18 protein-coding genes are annotated in these 18,958 nt (G+C 64.3%); 6 read left to right on the plus strand and 12 right to left on the minus strand.

The genetic code is table 11. The features are described 5' to 3' along the window. Positions 1-9 precede the first annotated feature (9 nt). The 8 genes from FJ954_RS04205 to FJ954_RS04240 all read right to left on the minus strand — a co-directional run bounded on the left by FJ954_RS04205 (position 10) and on the right by FJ954_RS04240 (position 8,564). On the minus strand, positions 10-1,653 hold the full coding sequence (locus FJ954_RS04205; RefSeq protein WP_140660523.1) for a dihydroxyacetone kinase subunit DhaK: 1,644 nt from the start codon (positions 1,651-1,653) through the stop codon (positions 10-12). 66 nt (positions 1,654-1,719) lie between these two features. Then, positions 1,720-2,733, minus strand: coding sequence for an ABC transporter ATP-binding protein (locus tag FJ954_RS04210; protein WP_140614920.1), 1,014 nt, complete (start codon positions 2,731-2,733; stop codon positions 1,720-1,722). Continuing rightward, on the minus strand, positions 2,726-3,838 hold the full coding sequence (locus FJ954_RS04215) for an ABC transporter ATP-binding protein (protein ID WP_140660524.1): 1,113 nt from the start codon (positions 3,836-3,838) through the stop codon (positions 2,726-2,728). Before FJ954_RS04215 ends, FJ954_RS04210 begins: the two co-directional genes overlap by 8 nt. Positions 3,839-3,840: 2 nt before the next feature. Beyond that, positions 3,841-4,044, minus strand: coding sequence for a hypothetical protein (locus FJ954_RS04220; RefSeq protein ID WP_140660525.1), 204 nt, complete (start codon positions 4,042-4,044; stop codon positions 3,841-3,843). A gap of 217 nt (positions 4,045-4,261) precedes the next feature. Beyond that, positions 4,262-5,212, minus strand: coding sequence for a carbohydrate ABC transporter permease (locus FJ954_RS04225; protein WP_140660526.1), 951 nt, complete (start codon positions 5,210-5,212; stop codon positions 4,262-4,264). Then, the gene (locus FJ954_RS04230; RefSeq protein WP_140660888.1) at positions 5,209-6,156 is read right to left on the minus strand and encodes a sugar ABC transporter permease; all 948 of its coding nucleotides are present in this window, start codon (positions 6,154-6,156) and stop codon (positions 5,209-5,211) included. The genes FJ954_RS04225 and FJ954_RS04230 overlap by 4 nt, the downstream gene beginning before the upstream one ends. A 122-nt stretch (positions 6,157-6,278) precedes the next feature. Next, positions 6,279-7,610: an extracellular solute-binding protein gene (locus tag FJ954_RS04235; protein WP_140660527.1), complete on the minus strand. Its 1,332-nt coding sequence runs from the start codon at positions 7,608-7,610 to the stop codon at positions 6,279-6,281. 264 nt (positions 7,611-7,874) lie between these two features. Then, positions 7,875-8,564 carry a PIG-L deacetylase family protein gene (locus FJ954_RS04240; RefSeq protein WP_140660528.1) on the minus strand — a complete coding sequence of 230 codons (690 nt, stop codon included), beginning with the start codon at positions 8,562-8,564 and terminating at the stop codon, positions 7,875-7,877. A 24-nt stretch (positions 8,565-8,588) separates the two neighbouring features. Here FJ954_RS04240 and FJ954_RS04245 point away from each other — a divergent pair, with 24 nt between their 5' ends. From FJ954_RS04245 to nhaA, 5 genes are all read left to right on the plus strand, one after another. Then, a complete protein-coding gene (locus tag FJ954_RS04245) occupies positions 8,589-9,479 on the plus strand; it encodes a DMT family transporter (RefSeq protein ID WP_140660529.1) in 891 nt (296 codons plus the stop codon). A gap of 57 nt (positions 9,480-9,536) precedes the next feature. Then, entirely contained in the window at positions 9,537-11,999 is a 2,463-nt protein-coding gene (hrpB, locus tag FJ954_RS04250; protein ID WP_140660530.1) for an ATP-dependent helicase HrpB, read from the plus strand. 26 nt (positions 12,000-12,025) lie between these two features. Then, on the plus strand, positions 12,026-13,357 hold the full coding sequence (locus FJ954_RS04255; RefSeq protein WP_140660531.1) for an ActS/PrrB/RegB family redox-sensitive histidine kinase: 1,332 nt from the start codon (positions 12,026-12,028) through the stop codon (positions 13,355-13,357). Between the two features lie 64 nt (positions 13,358-13,421). Continuing rightward, entirely contained in the window at positions 13,422-13,985 is a 564-nt protein-coding gene (locus FJ954_RS04260; protein WP_015314185.1) for an ActR/PrrA/RegA family redox response regulator transcription factor, read from the plus strand. A 230-nt stretch (positions 13,986-14,215) separates the two neighbouring features. Beyond that, the gene (gene nhaA / locus FJ954_RS04265; protein WP_140660532.1) at positions 14,216-15,409 is read left to right on the plus strand and encodes a Na+/H+ antiporter NhaA; all 1,194 of its coding nucleotides are present in this window, start codon (positions 14,216-14,218) and stop codon (positions 15,407-15,409) included. Positions 15,410-15,456: 47 nt separating this feature from the next. On the opposite strand, the gene FJ954_RS04270 is transcribed toward nhaA, so the two are convergent. The 3 genes from FJ954_RS04270 to cueR all read right to left on the minus strand — a co-directional run bounded on the left by FJ954_RS04270 (position 15,457) and on the right by cueR (position 17,362). Next, complete coding sequence (locus FJ954_RS04270) at positions 15,457-15,957, minus strand: MmcB family DNA repair protein (protein ID WP_015314183.1); 501 nt, start codon at positions 15,955-15,957, stop codon at positions 15,457-15,459. Between the two features lie 340 nt (positions 15,958-16,297). Next, positions 16,298-16,768 carry a nucleoside deaminase gene (locus tag FJ954_RS04275; protein ID WP_140660533.1) on the minus strand — a complete coding sequence of 157 codons (471 nt, stop codon included), beginning with the start codon at positions 16,766-16,768 and terminating at the stop codon, positions 16,298-16,300. A gap of 108 nt (positions 16,769-16,876) precedes the next feature. Continuing rightward, positions 16,877-17,362: a Cu(I)-responsive transcriptional regulator gene (gene cueR, locus FJ954_RS04280; protein WP_140660534.1), complete on the minus strand. Its 486-nt coding sequence runs from the start codon at positions 17,360-17,362 to the stop codon at positions 16,877-16,879. A 225-nt stretch (positions 17,363-17,587) separates the two neighbouring features. On the opposite strand from cueR, the gene FJ954_RS04285 reads away from it, so the two are divergent. Further along, positions 17,588-18,205 (plus strand): L,D-transpeptidase, encoded by a 618-nt coding sequence (locus tag FJ954_RS04285; protein WP_015314176.1) that lies wholly within the window; start codon positions 17,588-17,590, stop codon positions 18,203-18,205. Between the two features lie 159 nt (positions 18,206-18,364). Here FJ954_RS04285 and FJ954_RS04290 read toward each other — a convergent pair whose 3' ends face one another. Then, the gene (locus FJ954_RS04290) at positions 18,365-18,934 is read right to left on the minus strand and encodes a NifU family protein (RefSeq protein ID WP_015314175.1); all 570 of its coding nucleotides are present in this window, start codon (positions 18,932-18,934) and stop codon (positions 18,365-18,367) included. Positions 18,935-18,958: the final 24 nt, after the last annotated feature.

Below are 18,958 nucleotides of genomic sequence, written 5' to 3' on the forward strand. Positions count from 1 at the left end.
ATGCATGCGTCAGGCCGTGACAAGCAGTGTGGCGGCGGCCGCGAACACCTCTGCCACGGCATGAGCACCCGGATCGACCACGCCCTGCAATCCGGCACCGACATAGGCGGACCGCCCGGCTTTTGCCTTCTCCATGGCCGCGGTGGCCTCCGCACCGCGCCGGGCTGCTGTCGCCGCGTCGCCAAGGCCGTTGCCGTCGAGGGCCTTCAAGGCCGGCTCCAGCGCATCGACCATGGTGCGATCGCCGGGTTTGGCGCCACCGTAGAAGGTCATGCGTTCAAGCCCGGCGAGCAGGGCCTTGGGCACACCGGCGCCACCGTCCAGGGCCCGTCCGGCCGCCGTGAAAAAGATCGACAGCAGCACCCCGCTGGAGCCGCCCATCGATGCGCTCAATATGTCGCCCACTGCACCTAGGGTCGCCGCGGGGTCGGCAAGCGGCAGCGTGTCGAGCCGATCAAGAACGCTTCGTGCGCCGGTCGCCACCGTCGAGCCGGTGTCGCCGTCGCCCGCCTTGGCGTCCAGTCCGTTCAATGCCGCTTCGAGCGAAATCAGCTTCTCGCAGACGGTGACGATCAGGCGCCTCGTCCCGGCATCCTGGCTAGCCCTGTGTGCCGTGCTTTGTCCGGCTGCTTTTGCCATCGGTACGACAGCGGGCGCAACGAGCGGCTTGGCCGGCATCCAGGCGTGCGGGCCGACCGGCGCCAGCAACGCGGCCTCGCGTGCCGCATCGAGCCGGATCAGCGACAGCGAGAACCCGTTCATGTTGAGTGCCGTCATCAACGGTCCGGGGCCAATTGTGAACTTCACTGTCTTTGCCAGCGGTGAGGCAAGCACCGCATTGGCAACCAGCGACATTTCGAGCGGCGGCACGGAACCGAGATTGTTGATCAGCAAGGCATGGCCGGCCTTCGCGTCGAGCCGCCCCGCGAGTCGCTCCGCCATGACAGCCACCAGCTTGTCGGCACTCTGCACCGCGATGCGCTCGACCCCCGGCTCACCGTGGATGCCGAGGCCGAGCTCGCCATCGTTTTCGCCAAACCTGTCCTCGTGCGGCTGGCCGGGAATGGAGCAGGACGACAACGACATTCCGAGCGAGATGATGTCCTTTGCCGCAGCACGCGCGGCCGCCGCGACGGATACCAGGTCCTTGCCGGCTTCCGACAGGTGGCCTGATATCTTGTGCACGAATAATGTGCCGGCAACGCCGCGCGGCTGGGCGATGTCGGGCAGCGCGATGTCGTCGGCGACGATCACCATCTCGACGGCAAAACCTTCGGCGCGCGCCTTCTCGGCAGCGAGGCCGAAATTGAGCCGGTCGCCGGTGTAGTTCTTGACGATCAGCAGGCAACCGGCTGGTCCGGTGACCGCGCGAATGGCCGCCATAACCGCTTCGACGCTCGGCGAGGCGAATATCTCGCCCGAGACCGCCGCCGTCAGCATGCCTTTGCCGACGAAGCCGGCATGCGACGGCTCGTGCCCGGCGCCGCCGCCGGAGACGACGGCAACCTTGGACTTGTCCCAATCGGCGCGCAGCACGACCTTGATCTCGGGATACCCGTCGAGGCGCGCGAGGTCGCCTGAGCCAATGGTGCGCAACAGGCCGTCCAGGGCCTCGGTGACGATCGTTTCCCTGCGGTTGAAAAAGTGCTTCATCGAATTCGTCCCGTATTCGCAATCTCAATCGGAAGCCGGCGTCGCCTTGGCGGGCGCCGAAGCCGCTCACATCAATCGTTGTCCGTCGGCGCCGAAATAGAGCGGCGAGCGGTAGCGGATCACCACCTTGTCGCCTTGCGCCAGATCGGTGTCGGGATCGGTCAGCGTCACCAGCTTCTTCGGCCCCACCGTCACGTGCAGATGGTTCTGATCGCCGAGATGCTCGACCCAGTCGACGACGCCATCAGCATGGCCATTCACGGCCTTCTCGATCGCCAGGTGCTCGGTGCGCGCGCCGATTGTCCTGGTGCCGGCCGGCGCGCCGCCATCGGGAAGTAGCCCCGTCGGTAAAAGATTGATCGCCGGCTGGCCGAGCCTTGCCGCGACATGCAGATTTGCCGGTTCCGAATAAATGGTTCGTGGTGAACCGATCTGTACCAGCACGCCGTCGGCGAGGATGCCGATGCGATCGGCCATGGTCATCGCCTCGATCTGGTCGTGCGTGACGTAGAGCATGGTGGCACCGAGCTCGGACTGGATGCGCTTCAATTCGAGCCTGAGATCCGCGCGCAGCTTGGCGTCGAGCGACGACAGCGGCTCGTCCATCAGGTAGATGGAAGGCTTGCGCACCAGCGCGCGGCCGATGGCGACACGCTGCATTTCGCCGCCCGACAATTTGGTCGAACGGTTGGAAAGCTTGTGATGGATGCGCACCATCTTCGCGACCTCCTCGACCCGGCGGCGGATTTGGTCTTCCGGTATTTTCCGCGCCGGCGAGCGCAGTGGGAAGGCGAGATTGTCGAACACCGACAGATGCGGATAGAGCGAATATTGCTGGAAGACGAAGGCTGTGTCGCGCTCGGCCGGTGACAGGGTCGTGGCATTGTGGCCGCCGATCTCGATCGTGCCTGCATCCGGCCGTTCCAGCCCTGCAATCAGCCGCAGTGTGGTCGTCTTGCCGGCGCCGGTCGGCCCCAAGAGCACGACGAATTCGCCGTCCGATATATGCAGGTCGAGCCCGCTGACGGCGACATGGTCGCCGAAGCTTTTGGTCACGCCTTTGATGTGCACGTCAGCCATGCTGCGCTCTCCCCTGAGAGGCGGTGTCGTGGATCGCCGTTCTCACCGCGCGCCCGGAGCCTTTTTCGAACAGCGACAGCCGCGCGCCGTTCAGTGTGAGGCCGACATGGTCGCCAGCATTGAGCCGGATTTCGGCCGGCACCCGAGCCTTGATGATGCCGTCCGCCGTTTCCACCGCGACGATCTGGGTGGTGCCGAGATATTCGGTGCCGTATATGGCGCCGCGCAGCTTGGATGCATCGTCGAAGCGGATATGTTCGGGGCGAATGCCGAGAGCCATGTCGGCAGGCGCTACGTCCTCGCGCACCTCTGGCACTGCCACTGTCGCCCCCTGGACGACCACCTCCTTCGCGCCTTTTGTGAGTCCGCCGCCAAACTTCAAAAAATTCATCGGCGGCGAGCCGATGAAGTCGGCCACGAACATGGTAGCGGGGCGGTCGTAGATTTCGCGGGGGCTGCCGAACTGCTCGATGACGCCATGGTTCATCACTGCGATCTTGTCGGCCATCGACATGGCTTCCATTTGGTCATGCGTGACGTACACGGTCGTCGCGTGGATGCGGTTGTGCAGTTCGCGCAGCTCATGGACCATTAGGTCACGGAATTCAGTGTCGAGCGTGCCGAGTGGCTCGTCCATCAGGAAGCATTTCGGCCGCCTCACGATGGCGCGGCCGAGCGCGACGCGCTGGCGGTCGCCGCCGGCAAGACCGGATACGGATTTGTTGAGCAGATGGTCGATGCGCAGAAGCTTCGCCGTCTCCTCGACGCGGGTGCGGATCTCGGCCGAGGGCATGCCTTGCGCCAAGAGCGGAAAACCGATGTTCTTGCGCACATTCATGTGCGGATAGAGCGCGAACAGCTGGAAGACGAATGCGATGTCGCGCTCGCGGGCCCTGAGCATGGTGACGTCGTCGCCGCCGAGCAGGATCTGGCCGCCGGTCGGCAGTTCGAGCCCGGCGATCATTCTCAGTGTCGTCGTCTTGCCGCAGCCCGATGGCCCCAGCATGACGAAGAACTCGCCGTCCTCGACGACGAAGTTGGAACCCTGGACGGCGACGAAATCGCCGAAGGCCTTTCTCAGATGTTGGACGCGAATTTCGGCCATGATTATTCCGGGAACTTCGAGACGATGATGAACATCACCGTGCCGGCGAGCATGGTGATGAAGGAATAGGTATAGAGCGACAGCGCGAAGGGCTGGAACAGCATCAGGAAGCCGATGGCGATCAGCGCCGTGGCAATGTTTTCCATCAACCCGCGCCTGGCCCAGCGGGGCCAGCGCGATTTCCTGGAGATGGCGGGGCGCCTCATGCGTAGCTTCCTCCCTTTTCCCCGTTCAAAGGGAGAGATGGTTGCCAGGTGGTTCCCCCACTCCGTCGCTGCTCCGCAGCGCCACCTCTCGCCCCTCCGGAGGGAGAGGAAGGGAGCCTGGCTGAATCAAGTTCGCGCCCTTCCTCTACCCCGTCGATCGGGGGAGAGGTGTCGAGCGAAGCTCGACGGAGTGGGGGGCGACTTATTCCCACACTAATCATTTGCGCACCGCACCGAAGGTGATGCCGCGCAGCAATTGCTTGCGGAGCAGGATGGTGAAGACCAGGATTGGAACCAGGAAGATCGTCGTGCCGGCCGCCACGGCCGGCCAGTCCTGGCCGCCTTCGCCTATGATGGTCGGGATGAAGGGCGGCGCTGTTTGTGCCGTGCCGGAAGTCAGCAGTGCGGCGAAGGCATATTCGTTCCAGGCGAAGATCAGGCAGAAAATGGCCGTCGCGGCAATGCCGGTGGTCGCCTGCGGCAGCACGGTGCGCCAGAAGGCCTGCAGCCGCGTGTAGCCGTCGATCATCGCCGCCTCCTCATATTCGCGCGGAATCTCGTCGATGAAGCCCTTGAGCAGCCACACCGCGAGCGACACGTTGACCGCCGTGTAGAGCAGGATCATGCCGAGGGCGGTGTCCGACAGGCCAAGCTCGCGGTACATCAGGTAGATGGGAATGGCGACCGCGATCGGCGGCATGAAGCGTGTCGACAGGATGAAGAACAGAAGGTCGTCGGCGAGCGGCACCTTGAAGCGCGAGAAGCCGTAGGCCGACAATGTGCCGAGAAAGACGGCGCAGAAGGTCGAGCCGAAGGCGATGATCAGCGAATTGACGAAGCGCGGCAGGAAGTTGGATGGTCCGGCGATCACCATGTTGCGCTTGCGCACGGTCTCGTCGCAGAAGCCCGTCGCCGGTCCGAGCGAGTTGATATATTCAGGCGTCTGCCTGGTGCGCGTCGTGAACAGGTTGCAGTAGCCCTCGATGCTCGGCTGGAACACGATCTTGGGCGGATAGGCGATCGAATCCGGCGGCGTCTTGAAGCTGGTGGCGAAGATCCACAAGAGCGGCACGATCGAGATCAGCGCGTAGGCGATGATGATGGCGCCGGCGATGCGCTTCGAATTCGACGAGGGCGCGACGACCGAATGGGCTGTGGTCAGGCTCATCTCTGCTTCACCTTGTTGAGCGCCTTGACGTAGATGTTGGCGAGACCGAACACGGCGACGAACAGGATGATGGCGAAGGCAGAGGAATAGCCGGTACGCCAGCTCTCGAAGGCCTGCCGTTTCAGCGTGATCGAGGCGACTTCGGTGGTCGAGCCCGGCCCGCCGCCGGTGAGCAGGTTGACCATGTCGAACATCTTGAAGTTCTCGATGCCGCGAAACAGCACCGCCAGCATGATGAAGGGCAGCGCCATCGGCAGGGTGATCGACCAGAACTGCCGCCAGTTGGAGGCGCGGTCGACCTCGGCCGCTTCATAAATATATTCGGGGATCGAGCGCAGGCCCGCGAGGCAGATCAGCATCACGTAGGGCGTCCACATCCAGGTATCGACGATGATGATCGACCACGGCGCCAGCGAGACGTTGGAAAGCATCTGGATGCTTGTCGGCGGAATGCCCGACACGAACGAGATGACATAGGAAAACAGGCCGATCTGCGGCTCGTAGAGGAAGCGCCAGAAATTACCGACCACCGCCGGCGACAGCATCATCGGCACCAGGATCAGCGTCGTCCAGAAAGCGTGGCCGCGAAACTTGCGGTCGATCAGCCAGGCCAGCGTGAAGCCGATCAGCGTCTGCAAGAGGATGGTCCAGAACACGAAATGCGCCGTCGTCTGCATGGCGATCCAGATGTCCTGGTCGCCAAGGATGCGCTGGTAATTGGCGAAGCCGAGGTTCTTCACCACCTCGTTTGGCCGGTTGGCGCGAAAATTGGTGAACGACAGGTAGATCGCCCAGAACAGCGGGAAGATGTTGATGGCGAGCAGCAACAGGATCGTCGGCGAGATGAACAGCCAGGCGAGGCCCTTGTCGCTGATGCCCCGGACCTTGCGGGCCAACGGTTCCGGAGTCGCCCGGGCAACGGTGTCCGCGGTCCGATTGAGCATGGTCAGTCCTGCTTCGGTCACTTCGTTCGTCTCTGTCATGGAATTTATCTGAACCGCGTCCCGTGCCAAGGGCGGCACGGGACGCGGGGTCATGGCTCGGGAGGAGCCTTGTGGTGTCGCGGCTACATCTTGCCGTCGTCCTGGAAGACCTGCGTCCAGTCCTTGACTAGGCCGTCGAGCGCATCCTTGGCCGAACCCTGGCCGGCGACGACATAGTCATGGAAGCGCTTCTGCGAGGCTTGCAGCAGCGGTGCGTAGCTCGGCTCGGCCCAGAAGTCCTTCACGATCGCCATCGAGTCGAGGAAGGTCTGCGCATAGGGCTGGCTGGCCGGGAATTTCGGGTCCTTGACCACCGCGTTGAGGCAGGAATAACCGCCGAGCGACCACCATTTGGCCTGGACGTCCTTGTTGGCGAACCACTTGATGTATTTCAGCGCCGATTCCTGCTTGTCGGAATAGGAGACCACCGAAATACCCTGGCCGCCGAGCTGGGCGAACTGGGCGCCGCCGGGACCCTTGGGATTGACGAAATAGCCGATCTTGTCGCCGCCGACATTCTCGTCCTTCTGCAGGCCCGGCCATGTGAAGGCGAAGTTCATGTGCATCGCCACCTGGCCGGATTTGAAGGCATCGACGCCTTCGCCCATGTAGCTGTTCGAGGCGCCCGGAGGGGTGCAGCAATCGTAGAGCGCCTTGTAGAATTCCAGGCCCTTGACCGCGTCGGGCGAATTGACGAAGCCTTCCATCTCGTAGGGCTTCTTCGGGTTCTCGTATTGGAAGCCGTAGCTGTAGAGCACGTCCATGGCGCCCATTGTGATGCCTTCCGAGCCGCGCTCGGTGTAGATCGAGGCGCCATAGACCGTCTTGCCGTCGACCTGCCGCTTCTGGAAGAATTCGGCGATCTGCTTCAACTGGTCAAAAGTGGCCGGCGGACCGAGGTCCCAGCCATACTTCTCCTTGAATTCCTTCTGCAGTTCGGGCTTGGAGAACCAGTCCTTGCGATAGGTCCAGCCGACGACGTCGCCCATGGCCGGCAGCGCCCAGTAGTTGGGCGTGTTCTTCGGCCATTCCGAATAGCCGACGACGGTCGCCGGCACGAAGTCGTCCATGCTGATCTTCTCCTTGTCGAAGAAGTCGTTCAGCTTGACGTAATGGCCATTCTCGGCCGCGCCGCCGATCCATTGGCTGTCGCCGATGATCAGGTCGCAGAGCTTGCCATGCGAGTTCAACTCATTGAGGAAACGATCGGCGTAGTTGGTCCACGGCACGAACTCGAATTTCATGCCGATGCCGGTTTCCTTGGTGAAATCCTTGGACAGTTCGACCAGCGCGTTGGCCGGGTCCCAGGCGGCCCAGCACAGCGTCAGGTCTTCAGCGTGCGCGGCGTTCGAGGCGGCTGTCGACGCTGCGATCGCCGAGGTCAGTCCCAACGCCAGTTTCAAGCTCGATTTCATGCCTTCCTCCCATTTGCGAAACACGTCCGGATGACGGTCTCAAGATCCCTCAACCTCTCTCCTCAGAGGCCCAAACATGGCGGCGTCGTCGCGTCGCGGATGTTTAGTAATTTGTTTAGTGATGCAATTTTTACTAAACAAGGCAAGCGAATTCGTTGCTGCGCCGCAACATGCTGAAGCCGGTCTCTGAAAATGTTGGGAAAAGCGCCGGGCATCAGGCGGACGAGCGCGGAATGCGATACCCCTGGCCGATCGTCCGCGGGTTCAGTCGACCCGTTTGGTGCTCACCATCACCGTCCGGATCGGTGGCGCCGGCGGCAGCAGCGCGCGGATGTCGCCGAAGGGAAATGTCGGCTCGAAGCGGAAGGCTTCGGCCAGCGAACCTTGCGCGCCGTTGCACTGGCCCGAGCGAAAAAGGTTCTGCGTCAGTGCAATGTCAACGAAGCGGTCCGGGTCCTGCGACTGGTGCATGCGGATCGCTTCGGTCTTGATGTCGGCATGGGCGGAAATATCGACATAGTGCGTCGGCGAGAATCCGGTGCCGCCCATCGTATCGGCATGCAGCACCGGAACCCCGAACGAAGCAGCGATGCGCACGCCGTCCGACAGCGCGCGGTGGTCGGCATGATAGTCGTTGGGCGCGTGCGTGATCGCCAGGTCCGGCCCGATCTCGCTGATCAGTGTTTTCAGTGCATCGATCAGCGCGGCGTCGGCCACCAGCCCGCCATCGGGAAAGTCGAGGAAGCGGGCTGCCGCCCCGAGCAGCGCGGCCGCGGCCATTGCCTCCTCGCGCCGGACACGAGCCAGCACAGCGGGATCGCTGTTGCCGCCCCTGGCACCATCGGTAGCCACGGCAAAAGTGAGTTCTGCGCCTTGCGCGGCATAGGCGGCCATCGTACCGAACATGAAGATCTCGATGTCGTCTGGATGGGCACCGAGCGCCAGTATTTTCAACTTTCTCTCCCGGAAATGAAAAACGTGCCGAACGGAATCCTGCTCGCCCTGATCGCCTATGCAAGCTATTCGGGCAGCGATGCCGTTATCAAGAGCCTGGGCGGCCAATTCACGGTGTTCGAGATCGGCTTCTTCTCGACTTTGTTTGCTGGCTGCTTCCTCTTCTTCAGCCGGCCGGCCAACGAGCGCTGGCGTGATTTCTGGCGTGCCAAACGTCCCTGGGCGGTGCAGGCGCGGGCCTGGGCCGGCATCGCGTCGGGCGTGCTCAGCGTCTATGCTTTCACCACCATTCCGCTGGCCGAGACCTATGCGCTCATCTTTCTGGCGCCGCTCTGCGTCACCATTCTATCCACGGTGATCCTCAAGGAAAAGGTCGGGCCCTGGCGCTGGCTGGCGGTGGTCGCCGGCTTTGCCGGCGTCATGCTGGTTGTCAGGCCGGGCTTTCGCGAGCTGCACCTTGGTCACCTTGCCGCTTTCACCATCGCTTTCCTCGCCGCCACCAACGTCATCCTGATGCGGTCGCTGGCGCAGCAGGAAAAACGCACGACCATGCTCGGCGTGCTGATCGGCTATGGGCTGCTGTTCAACGGCATCGGTGCCGCCGCGACCTCCTTCACCGTCCCGGATGGAAAACAGCTGGCATGGCTGGTGATGGCGGGCGCCTTCACCGCCTGTGGACAATTGCTGCAGTTGCTGGCCGCCAAATACGCTCCGGCCAACCGGATTGCGCCGACGCATTATTCGCAGATCGTCTGGGCGGTCATCCTCGGCGCGCTGTTCTTCCGGGAATATCCGGACTGGCTGTCGCTTGTCGGCCTCGCCGTCGTCGGCGGATCGGGCCTGCTGACCATGGTGCGCGAGGAAGTGCGGCTGGGCACGGTGCGCTGGAATCCGTTTTCCCGCACACGGCTCTAACCGGGCCCTGGTGCGATAAAGTTGCACGGCGCCTGCGACCGCTGATATGCGGGCGTAATGACGACCAAACCCTTGCCGGAACTTCCGGTATCCGCCGTGCTGCCGGCGCTGAGCGAGGCGCTCGGCTCTGGCAACAGCGCCGTGCTGGTCGCGCCGCCCGGTGCCGGCAAGACCACGCTGGTGCCGTTGGCGCTGCTCGATGCGCCCTGGCTGGGCACGAGCAAGATCGTCTTGCTCGAACCGCGACGGCTCGCCGCCCGCGCCGCCGCGCGCCGCATGGCCGAGTTGCTGGGGGAAGAGCCCGGCGCCACCATCGGCTACGCCATGCGCATGGAAAACCGCACCTCGGCGCGGACGAAAATCCTGGTCGTCACCGAGGGCGTGCTGGCGCGCATGATTCTCGACGACCCTGAACTGCCCGGCGTTTCGGCGGTCATCTTCGACGAATTCCACGAGCGCTCGCTCGACGGCGATTTCGGTCTCGCTCTTGCCCTCGATGTGCAAGGCGCGCTGCGGCCGGATCTGCGTCTGCTGGTGATGTCGGCAACGCTCGACGGCGCACGGGTCGCGAAACTCCTGTCGGGTGCGCCGGTGATCGAAAGCGAGGGCCGCGCCTTCCCCGTCGATGTCAGATACGACGAGCGGCCGGCCGGTGTGCCGGTCGAGGACGCCATGGCCAAGGCGATCCGCGCCGCCCTTGCCGACGAGAGCGGCAGCGTGCTTGCTTTCCTGCCCGGCCAGCGCGAGATCGAGCGCACCGCCGAGCGGCTGGCCGGCAAGGTCGGCGCCGACACCGATATCGTGCCGCTCTATGGTCAGCTCGACGGCAAGGCGCAGGACGCGGCGATCAAGCCGGCGCCGCCAGGCCGCCGCAAGGTGGTGCTGGCGACCTCCATCGCCGAGACCTCCATCACCATCGACGGCGTGCGCGTCGTCATCGATTCCGGCCTGTCGCGGCTGCCGCGCTATGAGCCGGCCAGCGGACTGACCAGATTGGAAACCGTGCGCGTCAGCAAGGCCTCCGCCGATCAGCGCGCCGGCCGCGCCGGCCGCACGCAGGCGGGCGTCGCCATCCGGCTATGGCGTGCCGAGCAGACGGCGGCACTTCCCGCCTTCACACCCCCGGAAATCCTCGAGGCGGACCTGTCGGGTCTGCTGCTCGACTGCGCCGCCTTCGGTGTCGCTGATCCAGCCAGTCTTGCTTTCCTCGATCCGCCGCCGGCTCCCGCGCTCAATGAAGCACGGGCGCTGTTGCGGGCGCTTGGGGCCATCGATGAAGCAGGGCGGCTGACGGACGCCGGCGCTGCGATGCGCAAGCTCGCTCTGCCGGTCCGGCTGGCGCATATGGTCGCCGAGGCGGCCAGCAGCGGTCATGGTGGTGAGGCGGCCATGCTTGCCGTGCTGCTGACCGAGCGTGGCCTTGGCGGTGACGGTGCCGACCTCGAACGGCGACTGATGCGCTTTCGCACGGAAAGATCGCCGCGTGCCACGTCGGCGCGCCAGCTTGCCGAGCGCCTGGCCAGGCAGGTAGGCGGTGCGAAGACCAGCGGAGTTGTTCCAGCCGGAACCCTGCTCATCCACGCCTGGCCGGACCGCGTCGCCAAGGCGCGCGGCGAGCGCGGCCGTTTCGTGCTGGCCAACGGTTCCGGCGCCATGCTCGACGCCGGCGACCCGCTGGCGGGCGAGCCGTTTCTGGTCGTCGCGGACTTGCAGGGAAAGGCGCAGAATGCCCGCATTACGGCGGCGGCGGCAAGCAGTGAGGAGGACATCCGGGCAGCTCTTGGCGGCAGGATCGAAACGCGCCGGCAGACGAGTTTCGATCGCGATAGGCGCGCCGTGCGGGTGCGCGAAACCGTGCGCCTTGGCGCCATCACGCTCGCCGAACGCATGCTGCCGCCGCCGGCCGGCGCCGATGCCGACCGCGCCATCATCGAGGCCTTGCGCGAGCATGGGCTTTCCCTTCTGACGTGGAGCAAGGAGGCGCAGACGCTGCGACACCGGCTGTCCTGGCTGCACAAGGGCTTAGGCGCGCCCTGGCCCGACATGTCGGATGAAGCACTCATCGCGCGCCTCGAGGACTGGCTGCTGCCTTTCCTGTCCGGTGCGGCCTCCCTGGCCGCCATCGATCCCGGAACTGTCCCGGCCGGGCTGGCGTCGCTCGTGCCGCATGACCTGCAACGCAAGATCGAAGCGCTGGCGCCGACTCATTTCGACGCCCCGTCGGGCAGCCATGTACCGATCCGCTATGACGGCGAATGGCCGGTCCTGGCGGTGCGCGTGCAAGAATTGTTCGGCCTCGACCGCCATCCGTCGATCGCCAACGGCACCGTCCCCTTGACGCTTGAACTGTTGTCGCCGGCGCACCGGCCGATACAGACGACGCGAGACCTGCCTGGCTTCTGGCGCGGCTCCTGGACCGATGTGCGCGCCGACATGCGCGGCCGCTATCCCAAGCATGTCTGGCCGGAAAACCCATTGCTCGCCGCCGCCACCGCCCGCGCCAAGCCGCGCGGGACCTAGCCTTTGCTGGTTTGCGGCTGTAATCCATGGCCATGATCAACATCCTGAACACGCCCGACTTCCAGCAAAGCCAGCGACTGCGCCTCAACACGCTGATCCGGCTGCGCTGGCTGGCCATTGTCGGCCAGAGCGTGACCGTGCTCGTCGTCGCCTACGGCCTGAAATTCCCGCTGCCGGTCAGTCTGTGTTTTGCCCTCATCGCCTGTTCGGCCTGGATGAACCTGTTTCTGGCCTTTCGCTTTCCGGCCGCGCACCGGCTCACCCCGTTCGCCGCCTTCGGCATCCTGGTCTTCGATAGCCTGCAGCTTGCCGGCCTGCTCTACATGACCGGCGGCCTGACCAATCCGTTCTCGCTGCTGATGACCGTGCCCGTCGTCATTTCGGCGACATCGCTGCCCCTTCGCCTCACCGCCATCCTCGGCGGGCTGGTGATGATCGCGGCGACCTTGCTGGTTTTTCGCCATCTGCCGCTGCCCTGGTACGAAGGCTCGCCCCTGGTGATGCCCTTCATCTATGTCGCAGGCATGTGGATGGCGGTGCTGTCCTCCATCGCCTTCACCGCCATGTACGCCTTCCGGGTGGCCGCCGAAGCGCGGCTATTGGCCAACGCGCTCGCCGCCACGGAACTGGTGCTGCAGCGCGAGCAGCACCTTTCCGCGCTCGACGGGCTGGCGGCGGCGGCGGCGCACGAACTCGGCACCCCGCTCGCCACGATCACGCTCGTCGCCAAGGAGATGGAAAAGGCGCTCGGCAGCGATCCGAAATACGGGGAAGACGTGAAGCTGCTGCGCTCTCAGAGCGAGCGTTGCCGTGAAATCCTCAAGCGCCTGACCAGCCTGTCGTCGGAGGGCGAGGCACATCTGTCCCGCCTGCCACTGACCTCGCTGGTCGAGGAGGTGACGGCGCCACATCGCGACTTCGGCATCTCGATCAAGCTTCGCCCTGGCGAGCGGACCGGGCCGGAGCCGGTCGGGCGCCGCAATCCCGGCGTCATCTACGGCCTCGGCAATCTGGTCGAGAACGCGGTCGATTTCGCCCGCAAGAGCGTCACCGTGCGCTGGAGCTGGGACGAGGCGACGGTCTCCTTCTCGATCACCGATGACGGCCCGGGTTTCCCGCCCGAGATCATCGACCGCATCGGCGAACCCTACATGTCGACACGCCAGGGCACGGAAGCCGGAGGCGGCCTCGGGCTCGGCCTGTTTATCGCCAAGACATTGCTCGAACGTTCGGGCGCCACGCTCGACTTTCGCAATTCGAGCGGCCTCGGCGAAGGGGCCGTGGTGCGGATTTCGTGGCCGAGAAGCGTCTTCCTGAACCCGGAATCGGCCCCAGCCACCATGTTTGACACTGCGTAAATTGGACAATGGCCCCGCAAAACTATATCTGCGTAAAAATAAGGCAGCAGGAATTTTCGAGACGATGACAGGCGATGAGAACAGTGGGCCTATGGTTGAAGGCGAGGACACCTCGCTTCTGATCGTCGATGACGACAAGCCGTTCCTGACCCGTCTGGCCCGTGCCATGGAAACCAGGGGTTTCGTGGTCGAGACGGCGGAGAGCGTCGAGGAGGCCGTGGGCAAGGCGCGCGCCAATCCGCCCGCCTATGCGGTGGTCGACATGCGGCTGGGCGACGGCAACGGCCTCGATGTCGTCGCCGCCATCCGCGAGAAGCGTGAGGACTCCCGCACCATCATCCTGACCGGTTACGGCAACATCGCCACCGCGGTGACGGCGGTGAAGCTCGGCGCCGTCGACTATCTGTCGAAACCCGCCGACGCCGACGATGTCTTTGCGGCATTGACCCGCACCACCGGCGAGCGCGCCGCGCCGCCGGAAAACCCGATGTCGGCCGACCGCGTGCGCTGGGAGCATATCCAGCGCGTCTACGAAATGTGCGAGCGCAACGTTTCAGAGACCGCACGCCGGCTCAACATGCATCGCCGCACGCTGCAGCGGATCCTGGCCAAGCGCGCGCCGCGCTGAGAGACTGTTTGGAAATTCTGCTCTGGCGGCCATCTGGCGGCGTTTTCTGCGCTTCCCTTGCTCACGGACGAATGTCCGCTGCGCTGCGGTTCTCAACCACCATATGACCAGTCAGAGCGAATTCGAAACAGTCTCCGAGGCGCTGAAAAGGGTCCCATGCTTGCCCGGCGGCCGGACTTTGCGCATCATTGCAAATGACGCACGCCGGCAGGCGGCATGACGGAGGCGACATGCAGGATTTGAAGCGACGGCCGGTTTCCGTCTTCCGCGAGTTCCTCGACAGTGAGGCGGCCGGCGGCATCATCCTGATGGTGGCCGCCGCCCTTGCCCTGATCGTCGCCAATTCGCCGCTCGCCGGGACCTACTTCTCGGTTCTCCACGCCTATCTCGGCCCGCTCAGCGTCTCGCACTGGGTCAATGACGGGCTGATGGCGGTGTTCTTCCTGCTCGTCGGGCTGGAGATCAAGCGCGAGATGCTGGACGGCCAGCTCTCGACCTGGCCACGCCGGGTGCTGCCCGGCATCGCGGCGGCCGGCGGCATGGTGGTGCCGGCGCTGGTTTATGTCGCCGTCAACAGCAACAATTCGGCCGCACTGTCCGGCTGGGCGATCCCGACCGCCACCGACATCGCCTTCGCGCTCGGCGTCCTGTCGCTGCTCGGCAGCCGCGTGCCGGCCTCGCTGAAGGTCTTCCTGACCGCGCTTGCCATCATCGACGACCTCGGCGCCGTCATCATCATCGCCATATTCTACACCAGCGGCCTGTCGCTGGCCTATCTCGGCGCGGCCTTCGCCGTGATTGCCGTGCTCGTCCTGCTCAACCGTGTGCGGGTGATGAACCTTGTGCCCTATCTCGTGCTTGGCGCCATCCTGTGGGTACTGGTGCTGAAGTCCGGCGTCCATGCCACGCTGGCCGGCGTGGCACTTGCGCTCACCATTCCGCTCGAACGCTCGGCCGGCATCGGCCACGACCTTGACCATTCGCCGCTGCACCGGCTCGAGCACGGCCTGCACAAGCTGGTGGCGTTTATCGTCATCCCTATCTTCGGCTTTGCCAATGCCGGCGTTTCGCTCGCCGGCCTGAGTTTTAGCGCCCTGATCGAGCCGCTCACGCTGGGCGTCGCAGCCGGTCTCGTCGTCGGCAAGCTGGTCGGCGTCTTCGGCTCCTCCGCGCTCGCCATCCGCTTCGGCCTCGCCGACCTGCCGGCCAACGCCGGCTGGTCGCACATGATCGGCATTTCGCTCCTGTGCGGCATCGGCTTCACCATGAGCCTGTTCATCGGCCTGCTCGCCTTCGCCAACGACGTGGCGCTGCAGGACGCGGTCAAGGTCGGCATCCTTGCCGGTTCCTTCATCGCCGCGCTTCTTGGTGCCGCGGTGCTGCTGATGGCCCCGGCCGTGGGTGGCGAGGAAGAGACGGAGTAGCCGTTCCGGGCTGGAGCATCTGGCGGGCGTCAATTTCAGGGCCGCGATTACTCGCTCTCCCCCTCCAGCACCGGCACCGCGACACCCGCCAGTTCCGCCGCCAGCAGCCGCGCCGCGCCGGCGCGCGCGATGCGCAGCATCAGCGCCTTGCGCGTCGCCGCCGCCATGCGGTGCTCGGGCGCATCTCGTAAAATCTCGGCGCCATAGCCGTCGGAGAGAATGAAGCCGCATTCCTCGGGAAAGATTTCGGCCGGCACGCCGGGATGTGTGGCGAAAAAAAAGCGATCGGAATGCAGCCGGTAATCAGGCCATTTGCGGTCGACGCGAAAATCCTCGATCGAGGATTTGATCTCGATGATCCAGATATCGCCCTGCCGCGTCAGCGCCACGAGATCGGCGCGCCGGCCGGTGGCCAACGACAACTCGGGCAGCACATGCGCGCCCATCTGCATCAGCAACCGCTGCACACCCCGCCGCACCAGCATGGCGCGCTCGGACTGGCGACCGTCGATCAGAGGGTTCAGGAGAATCGGCGAGATGATTGGCATGGCAGGCACCATGCCAGAGTTTGTTCACGGTTTGAACCCGGTTTTTAACGGCGATTATGTATTTGACAGACCTGGAGGGAGTTTGCCGGCTGACCGGGGCGGCTCGGCGGTTTGGGGGGACATCAATACGGGCAAAACCGCCGAGCCTGACTGGCGGCGGCAAATTTGGGGATTTGGGAGTTCGCCGTCAGCTTTGACCAGGATATCGCAGGGTTGACCGGTTGGCGTCATTCGAACGAAGGGCGGCGTTTCCGCTCGAGTCCATGTAGCAGTGGTCCACATTGCGCCTATGTTCGGTCCGCTCTTTCTGCCCTTTCGCGGGACGTGGGCCGAAGAACCACTACCGCTGCCAGAAGCCACGGTGCACCGATACAAGTTCATCCTCAATTTCGGGGAAGGGGCCATGGACCTCGATCTTCTTCTGTCCAGAGCCGAGCACAATTCGCGCGGACAGGCTCATCGTCGGATTTTCGGGATGGTCGCCGGTCAGCGCGAGAAGCTCGGTCTCCTCGAAGCCATAGACCAGTCGGCCGATATTCGCCCAGTAGAGCGTTCCGGTGCACATCGCGCAGGGCTCGCCGGTCGAGACCAGAGTGCATGTCCAGAGAAACTCCGGCGGATAGGCTGCCGCCGCGCGCCGCGCAAGTTCGGTCTCGGCGTGATGCACGGTGTCGATATTGCCTTGGCGCATGAGGATTGCGTCGTCGGGGCCGACCAGCACCGCGCCGAACGGATGGTGGCCGTGCGCGGCAGCCTCGCGGGCGACCGCATCGGCGGCGCGAAGGTGGGCGAGCATCTGGTCGCGGGTCATGCGCTCTCTCCGGTCATTGGGGTCACCGGCCGGCGACCAGCGGCAGTGCTTTTACCCTACGCTGATATCAGAGCGCGCAATATACCACACGAACCCATGCTGGCGGCTTCACGAGCGCGTGGCAAGGCGGCTAACGCCGCCTTCGCCCAGGCCACCGTCTTCAACAGGTGGTCTATCGCTCCCGCGGTTGGGTTTGCCGCCGGCCAACGCCGCCCCCGCCATGTCATCCAGAATCGGGCAGTCCGGCCGCTCGTCGCCATGGCAGGCGTGAACGAGCTTCTGCAGCGTCGAGCGCATCGATTGCAGCTCGCGCACCTTCTCCTCGATGGCAATGACGTGGGCGGCGGCGATTGCGCGCACGTCGTGGCTGGCGCGGCCGCGATCCTTGTAGAGCGCCATCAGCTGGCGACAATCGTCTATCGAAAAGCCGAGATTGCGCGCGCGGCGCAGGAAGGCCAGCCGGTGGATATCGTCACTCGTATAATCGCGATAGCCATTGGCGGCGCGCGCGGGCGCGATCAGGCCGATCTCCTCATAGTAGCGGATGGTCTTGGCCGGCAGGCCTGATCGGTGGGCGGCGTCGCCGACATTCATGGCGGGTCCTCGATTTTCGCAGGCCTGCGATGCAGGCCCATTGAATTTCCTTCACAATCCGGTGAAGTATGTTGCCGAAATGCCATAGTGATACGCATACCAGCACGTAAGTCCCCGCATATAGGCATCGTGTGCTTGGCAAGCAAAGCAAATGCCAGCATGAATGATGGCGAGAAAGCGGCCGACTCGTGCCGCTCTAGTTTGGGCGGGGCACCGGATCACCACATGCGCATGAAGTCGCTTGCAATAATCGCCGCATTGGCGCTGTCGACTGCTATTGCCGGTTGCAGCACCATCGGCGGGCAGATGTTCTCCAACGACTATGGCGCGGTGACCGATGCCGGTTACCAGCTGCCACGTATCCCGATCGAGAAGGTCCCCTCGAAGTACCATCGCCAGGAAGTGAGTTACGACTCCAAGGAAAAGCCCGGCACCATCATCGTCGATACGCAGAACAAGTTCCTGTACTTCGTCGAGGGCGATGGCCGGGCAATCCGCTACGGTATCGGCGTCGGCCGCGAGGGCTTCGAATGGCACGGCACCGCCCATATCGCCATCAAGCGCGAATGGCCGACCTGGACGCCGCCTTCGCAGATGATCAAGCGCCAGCCCGAACTCGCCAAGTTCGCCGGCGGCATGGATCCGGGCCTGAAGAACCCGCTCGGCGCGCGCGCCATGTACCTGTTCAACAAGGGCGGTGACATGGGCTACCGCCTGCACGGCAGCCCGGAATGGAACTCGATCGGCAAGGCCATGTCGTCGGGCTGCATCCGGCTGATGAACCAGGACGTCATCGACCTCTACAATCGCGCCGAGGTCGGCGCCAAGGTCATCGTTCTTTAGACCATGATCCCGGAAAGCCTGTCCGCTTTTCCGGCAGATCGTGGTTAAACTGGAAGTCGCCTTTCATACGCGGACCGTCTAGGCAACAACGGACGTCCCAAACAGAAAACCGGGCAATTCGGCCCGGTTTTTTGTTGTCCGTGGGTAGGAAATTGCCGTCTAAGAGACCTGCTCGACCTGCTGCACTTCCGGCACGAAATGGCGAAGCAGGTTCTGGATGCCGTGCTTCAGCGTCGCCGTCGAAGACGGGCAACCGGCGCAGGCGCCTTTCATGTGCAGGAACACGGTGCCGTTCTCGAAGCCGCGGAAGGTGATGTCGCCGCCGTCCTGCGCCACCGCCGGGCGCACCCGCGTGTCGAGCAGCTCCTTGATGGTGATGACGAGTTCCTCGTCGGCCTTGTCGTAGAATTCGCCGGTCTGGCTGGTCTCGGCGGCGGGGCCGGCCTTGGCCATGACAGGCGCACCGGACATGAAATGCTCCATGATCGCACCGAGGATCGCCGGCTTCAGATGCTGCCAGTCCGGGCCGTCCTTGGACACGGTGATGAAATCGTAGCCGAAGAACACGCCGGTGACGCCGGGAATTTCGAACAGCCGCCCAGCCAGCGGCGAGGCAATGGCCGCACTGTCGGCATCGCGGAAATCGGCGGTGCCTTCTAGGAGCACTTCCTTGCCGGGCAGGAATTTCAGCGTCGCCGGATTGGGCGTCGACTCGGTCTGGATGAACATGGCCGTCTCCATGCCCGTTTTGGG

This window comes from Mesorhizobium sp. B2-3-15 (genome assembly GCF_006442875.1).
GTDB lineage: Bacteria > Pseudomonadota > Alphaproteobacteria > Rhizobiales > Rhizobiaceae > Mesorhizobium > Mesorhizobium australicum.